This window comes from Paenibacillus jilunlii (genome assembly GCF_900102965.1).
Classification (GTDB): domain Bacteria; phylum Bacillota; class Bacilli; order Paenibacillales; family Paenibacillaceae; genus Paenibacillus_AQ; species Paenibacillus_AQ jilunlii.
This window is the reverse complement of record NZ_FNGM01000003.1, coordinates 412461-418944: the sequence shown is the minus strand read 5'-3', so window position 1 is coordinate 418944 and position 6484 is coordinate 412461. Positions and strand designations below refer to the sequence as shown.

At 49.4% G+C, this 6484-nt stretch carries 6 protein-coding genes and 1 pseudogene; 4 read left to right on the top strand and 3 right to left on the bottom strand.

Annotation, left to right across the window (positions count from 1 at the left end; genetic code table 11):
- Window positions 1-327: 327 nt before the first annotated feature.
- On the bottom strand, window positions 328-1041 hold the full coding sequence (locus BLQ82_RS08940) for a YwiC-like family protein (RefSeq protein WP_062528233.1): 714 nt from the start codon (window positions 1039-1041) through the stop codon (window positions 328-330).
- Window positions 1042-1175: 134 nt separating this feature from the next.
- The gene (locus tag BLQ82_RS08935; protein WP_062528234.1) at window positions 1176-1958 is read right to left on the bottom strand and encodes a DeoR/GlpR family DNA-binding transcription regulator; all 783 of its coding nucleotides are present in this window, start codon (window positions 1956-1958) and stop codon (window positions 1176-1178) included.
- Between the two features lie 158 nt (window positions 1959-2116).
- Between BLQ82_RS08935 and BLQ82_RS08930 the strand changes: the two genes are divergently transcribed.
- Together BLQ82_RS08930 and BLQ82_RS08925 are read left to right on the top strand one after the other, a co-directional pair.
- Window positions 2117-3016: a metallophosphoesterase family protein gene (locus BLQ82_RS08930; protein WP_062528235.1), complete on the top strand. Its 900-nt coding sequence runs from the start codon at window positions 2117-2119 to the stop codon at window positions 3014-3016.
- A gap of 41 nt (window positions 3017-3057) precedes the next feature.
- A complete protein-coding gene (locus BLQ82_RS08925) occupies window positions 3058-4056 on the top strand; it encodes a histidinol phosphate phosphatase domain-containing protein (protein WP_062528236.1) in 999 nt (332 codons plus the stop codon).
- Here BLQ82_RS08925 and BLQ82_RS32580 read toward each other — a convergent pair.
- Window positions 4056-4208 (bottom strand): annotated as a pseudogene (locus tag BLQ82_RS32580) (DUF2306 domain-containing protein); the annotation flags it as partial. The gene BLQ82_RS08925 and the pseudogene BLQ82_RS32580 overlap by 1 nt on opposite strands.
- 363 nt (window positions 4209-4571) lie before the next feature.
- On the opposite strand from BLQ82_RS32580, the gene BLQ82_RS08920 reads away from it, so the two are divergent.
- Together BLQ82_RS08920 and BLQ82_RS08915 are read left to right on the top strand one after the other, a co-directional pair.
- Window positions 4572-5579, top strand: coding sequence for a helix-turn-helix transcriptional regulator (locus BLQ82_RS08920; protein ID WP_062528237.1), 1008 nt, complete (start codon window positions 4572-4574; stop codon window positions 5577-5579).
- A gap of 22 nt (window positions 5580-5601) precedes the next feature.
- Entirely contained in the window at window positions 5602-6396 is a 795-nt protein-coding gene (locus tag BLQ82_RS08915; protein WP_062528238.1) for an SDR family NAD(P)-dependent oxidoreductase, read from the top strand.
- The last annotated feature ends 88 nt before the right edge of the window (window positions 6397-6484 follow it).

Here is a 6484-nt window from a genome sequence, read left to right as displayed (position 1 = left end):
GGCCGCTGCGCCAAATGAGAGGTAAAAGTACCTCTGATTCCGCCCAAAGCAGGCCGCCGAGCCAAATGAGAGGTAAAAGTACCTCTGATTCCGCACAAAGCGGGCCGCCGAGCCAAATGAGAGGAAAAGTACCTCTGATTCCGCCGAAGCAAGTTTTTGCTTGGGGGCTGCTGCAGCCGCCTATCAGATCAAAGGAGCCGAGTCCTGTTGCACATATGATGCGTTTGAGTTTGGTTCCACAAAGGATGATTAGAGAAATCGTCAACCATAAAAAAGCGGGTTCCGATAATCGGAAACCCGTTTTTTTTGACCGTTCCATTCATGATATTAGAAATACAAGACCCATACAGATATGTATAGCATCACAGAAAAGCCGATTTCCAGTATCCCTGTACGTTTGGGCGTGATTCTGGTTTTGGGAAGACCCGCTGCGCGCAGCAGCAGAATCATCAGAGGAACCGTTAACGATGGAAAGAGCACCACTCCCGCCAGCAGGAATACCCCATGATAAATCACAGATGCGTAATAATACCGGGGATTGTTTTTTTCACGAATAATCGTTTTTACATACAAGGCAGTCCCCACAAAATATAGCAGAGCCAGTAAAAATAATTCTGCAGCCATTCCCCAGTCTGTTCCTCCGCCGATATAAAAGACGGGGAAAACCATGAGGCAAAACAGCAAAATTCCCGCGATATCATTGGGCAGGGCCCGCTCGTTTTTCGCTCTGGCATAATACAGATTAACCGCAAACAGCGGGAGTGCCGGTAAGGCAAACCAAAGCAGCTTGGGTTCGGCAACAATCAGATAGGCAGCAAAAGGCAGCAGCAGCAGACCGTACACTTTGAGCGGCGGCCCATACCGGTCAAAACGCCTCGTTTTGACCCCCTGAAGGAGCGGAAAGATAAACAAATAAATCAGCAGCCAGCACAAGAACAGGGGAATATGCAGAAATGTTGCTTGGGAGGCTGCCATCCCGAACAAAAAGGGGAGAACCAGCATGGACCAGGCCCCGTGCTGATTGGGAATAAACCTCTTCATTATAATACACCTCTGTATGAATAGTGATGTTTATCCTCTTATTTCTTGGACTATTTAAATATATGATCTTCCGCTGGCTCCAATAGTGATTTCAAGCACATGCTGTTTGAATGTTTATCCACAGCAAGGATTCATCAGGATTTGATCCACGCTACCCCTATGCGTTCCAGCTCTTCCTTCCAGCCCCCCGGCAGCTCCTGATCGGAGATGATCACGTCGGCGCCTTGCAGCGGAGCGATTTGGCAAAAAGCCGTGCTGCCGATTTTGCTGTGGTCTGCCAGCAGAATTACTTCACTGGCCTGCCCGGCGGCCAGCCGTGACACCAGCGATTCGTTCATATCGTAATCCGTGATGCCTTGGGCAGGAGAGATTCCGCCGACGGACAAGAAGGCTTTGTCCAGTGTGAATTGTTTCAGCAGCTCATGGGCGAGAATCCCGCTCACCGATTGCTGCTGGACGGAGATTTCCCCGCCAAGCATAATGACTTTGCCCGTAAATTGCTCAAGGGACAAGGCTTGGAGCAGGGCGGACGCTGTTGGCAGGGAGTTCGTCACAATAGTGATGTTTTTCCTTCCAGTCAAATTGCGGGTCATCTCCAGCACAGTCGTCCCTGTATCCATGAACACAGTATCCCCGTCCTGCAGCAGTCTGGCAGCTTCCCGGCCAATCGCCTGCTTTCCTTCCTGGTTCAGCTTGCGCCGCGCGGTATACGAAGGTTCTCCGTCAAAATGGGTGAGCTTCACTGCGCCCCCATATACACGTTTTAACTTCCGTTGCTCCTCCAAGGCATCCAGATCGCGGCGGATCGTCTCATTGGACACCTCAAGCTGCTGCGCCAGGGGGATAACTTTTACCTTCCCGGTTTCCTCCAATTGCCGCAATATCATCTGCTGCCGTTCTTCTGCGAGTAATGTCATCGTGCAACCTCCTTATGTAAAATAACGCTTGCATCCTTTTGGCTGTTAGTGCTATTTTAAAATAAAAGAACACAAAATACAACGCAATTACACAAAGAACAACATGAATATCACAAGTGATGAGTTTTACAATGAGTTTTACTATGAGGAGGTTCAAGATGAACAAGCAACGCCTTTCTTTTCATGCAGATGGAACTTTTAAAATTGTGCAGTTTACCGATATCCATCTGAAGGATGGAATCGAACCGGAGCGCGATGCCCGGACGCTGGCCCTGATGGAGCGTATTCTGATCACCGAACAACCGGATCTGGTAGTCTTCAGCGGCGACCTGGTTTACAGCGAAGAGACAGTGGACCCCAAGTCTGCGTTCCGCCGGGTGATTGAGGTTGCTGTAAAGGCAGAAACGCCATTTGCCGTGATCTATGGCAACCACGATACAGAGAAGGGGGTTACACGGGAAGAGCTGCAGGCGATTTTGACAGAATATGAGCTATGTATGGCTGAAGCCGGACCGGGAGAGATCCACGGCACGGGCAATTATGTGCTGCCGCTCTTCAACCATGCTGAAGACCGTGAGTCGGCGGCACTGTATTTCGTGGATTCTGGTGAATATGCGCCTGCTGCAATCGGCGGGTATGCCTGGATTCATTCCGATCAAGTGGCCTGGTATTCACAGGAATCGGCCAAGATTAGAGAGAGAAACGGCGGGGTGCTGCCTGCTCTGGCTTTTATGCATATTCCTATCCCTGAGTATCAGGAAGTGTGGAAGTCCGGGAGTGTAGCCGGAAGAAAAGGTGAAATGGTCTGCTGCTCCAAAGTGAACAGCGGCTGGTTCGCGGCAATGCTGGAAGCAGGGGATGTGATGGCAACCTTCGCCGGGCACGATCATGACAATGATTACATAGGTGTGCTGCATGGGATAACACTGGCCTATGGCCGGGTAACCGGGCATAACACATACGGGTCACTGCAGCGCGGGGCGAGGGTCATTCAACTGACGGAAGGAGAACGGCGCTTCGAAACCTGGATCAGGCAGGAAGACGGAAGCGTAATTTAGCGCAGGGGTGGTGCAGGCACCATAAAAGGAGAGGATACGTAATGAAGATAGATTTTCACCTCCATCTGGAAGAAGGACCGTATTCACCAAGTTGGCTGCAGCGTACGATGGAAAGTCTCACAAAGATGACAGACAGCAGTGAGCAGATCCATACGCAGGCTTGGATGCAGGAGAGCTTCGGTCTGCTGGAGCGGCGTATGAAGGGCGGAGCTTTTACAGAGGAATGGCTGGACCTGTATCTGAAGCAAGCCAAGGAGCGCGGCATTCATACGGTGGGCATCGTCGATCATCTGTACCGTTTCACGAAATATAAAACCTATTATGAAAAACATATGCTCATGGATGATACCCTGATTGGCCGTCTGCAGCGGGAGTGGCTGGATCAGGTGTGTATGGCGGATACAGAACATTTTGTTGCCTGCATACAGGCCCAAAAGGAAAAGTGGCAGCGTGAAGGGGTGCAGCTGCGGCTCGGCATCGAAGCCGATTATTTCCCTGGCTGCGAGCAGGAGCTGGCCGGAATATTGAGGGAACAACCTTATGACTATGTTATCGGTTCAGTGCATTTTGTAGATGGCTGGGGGTTTGACAATCCGGCGACCCAGACGTATTTTGAACAATTCGATCTGGAAGTCCTGTATGCCCGGTTCTTCGAAATTGTCGGCCAAGCGGTGTCTTCACGCCTGTTCGATATTGTAGCCCACCTCGATAACCTCAAAGCCTTCAACTACCGCCCGGATGAACGGCGTCTGCTGCCGATGTATGAGCGGATTGCAGATTTGCTGATCGCGCACGATACAGCCACCGAGATTAATGCGGGAATGGTGTACCGCTATCCGATCCGGGAAATGTGCCCGGGCCCTGCTTTCCTGGAAGTACTGGCGGCCAAAGGCGTGCTGTTCACGACCTCTACCGATGCCCATTTTCCTGACGATCTCGGCGGGTATACGGATCAGCAGCTGGAAATGCTGAAGCAGGCGGGAGTGCGGGAAATTGTAACCTTCCAGAACCGGCGGCGAAGCCGGCATTGGCTGGATTAACGCTGGAAGATCCGGTTAGAAAAGTTGATCAGTCCCGCCGCCATGGCCATGCAGGCAAACGCAACATGAACGTGCATAAGGGTTACCCAGACCGGGAGATTAATCTCACGCTTAAGCCCGGTTTTTCGGCTTCTGCATGAATTAAGAAACCCTTGTTCCTGCTACGTTCCACCAGATACAGAGCCACATTGAGTCCTACCCATGAATGGTGAAATTGTTGTCCAAAGTTATAAAGACGGCCCTAAAGTTAAGTTTACGATACAAGATACCGGACCCGGCTTCTCGCTTGAGGAACTGGAGCGCGTTTTTGAACCCCTTTTAAGCCACTGATCTGAAACTTCAGACAGTGGCTTATTCTAGCTATGAAGCACGATTGGGAAATTGATTTCGATAGGGTTTTTTATATTCACTTGAGATTTGGCGTGATTGGCAAGTGGAATGTCACTTTCTGCTAGTTACAGGGCGGTATGAGGAAGGTACTATAATAGTGATACAGCCAAAGGAGGCCCTTATGCATGAAGTTTCAACCCTCTGACCCTATTAGAATCCCGCCAGGATTCTGGGCAAGCTTACGTCAATTGGGGATTGCCGCCCACGATGTAGCTCGCAAAGCTGGACAACCGCTCACCATTATTACTGAACCTGCAGTTACCACCGCCCAATATTTCGCACTTTGGCAGGCTTATTCCGATCTCATTGGTGACACTGCCAAAGGAATTATAGGACTTGCGGCCGGTTTTGAAACTGCGAAGTACCCGCCAACCGTCTTAGCGACATACCACGCCCGTGACTATCGTGACGCGCTAAAACGAATGGTCCGCTACAAGCAACTTTGCCCCCCAGAAAACTTACGGATCATCGAGGAGGGCGAGAACTGTACCATCGAACTGGAATGGCAGTATACCGAGCAACCCGGTCCGCCGATGTTGATTGGAGTCACCCTGGCATATCTTCTGGAGCTCGGAAGACGGGGGACAGGTCAACTTTTGACGGCTCGGTTCGTCGAATTTTCACACGCTATGGGCGATGTGCAGGTCCTTGAAGCTTACTTCGGCTGTCCTATCCGGATTGGTGCACCATGCAACCGGCTGACGCTGCATCGAAGTGATCTGGACCGCCCCTTTGTCTCTTACAACGAAGAGTTGCTGGAGATCCTGACTCCCGCTCTGGACCAAACACTCAATGAACAGCAGCGCAAGCGCTCAACCACCGGGAGGGTCAAATGGATCATGAAACGCAGCCTTTCCGGTGGGCGCCCTGATATGCAGGCTGTTGCGAAAGAGCTGGGGATGAGCGATCGTACCTTGCAGCGCAGGCTTACTGAAGAAAATACGACCTTTAAGCAGCTGTTGGCACAAACTAGACATGAGCAGGCACGGGAGTACTTGGCAGACCCCTCGCTCGAGATCAAAGAAGTAGCTTTTATGATTGGTTTTGAAGACCAGAACTCATTCTACCGCGCCTTTCGCCTTTGGGAAGGGGATACCCCTTCTAATTGGCGTTCTGAACATTTACATACTTAGCCAACATAAGGAGAAATGAACTATGGATATGGGATTACACAATAAAACAGCTCTAGTTACAGGATCAACAAAAGGCATAGGCAAAGCAATCGCCATTGAACTTGCCCGGGAAGGTGTGAATGTACTCATTAATGGACGGAATTTTGAAGACGCAGAACGTTCGGTAAATGAATTGAAGTCCAAGTTCCCGGCGACCTCTCCCCAGAATGCAGCAGCCGATCTTGTGGATACCCGGCAAAGAGAAGCTTTATTCGAAAAATACCCGGATATTGATATTTTGGTTAACAATATGGGGATTTACGAAATTATGCAATATGAGGACGTTGACGATGAAGTATGGGAAAAATATTTCCGTACTAATGTTCTTGCGGCAAACGGATTATCTAAATTTTATCTGCCTCGAATGTTGAAAAAGGATTTCGGCCGCATTATCTTTATTGCGAGTGAAGAAGCTATTATGCCTTCAGGTCAAATGCCGCAGTATGCCATGGCCAAATCAATGCTGTTATCATTGTCAAAAAGCTTATCCAAATTAACAATAGGAACAGAAGTTACAGTCAATGCCATCCTGCCAGGACCAACACTCTCCGAAAATGTGCAACAGATCATCGAGGGTGTGTACGCTAATGAAGATCTGACTTTTGCAGAAAAAGAAAAAAAGTTTATGGCTGCCAACCTGCCACAATCTGAAATTCAGCGATTTATCAAGCCTGTTGAAATAGGTAGACTAGCTGCATTTGTTTGCAGTCCTTTTGCATCTGCATTTAAAGGTTCTCCAATCCGTATAGATGGGGGAATGGTCCCGACTATTTTTTAACGCTGTTTGTTATTTCACACATTTATTTATTTGTGGTGAAAAATTAAAATTGAAGATATCATGTAGGATATGAAGTTATACGATGGGG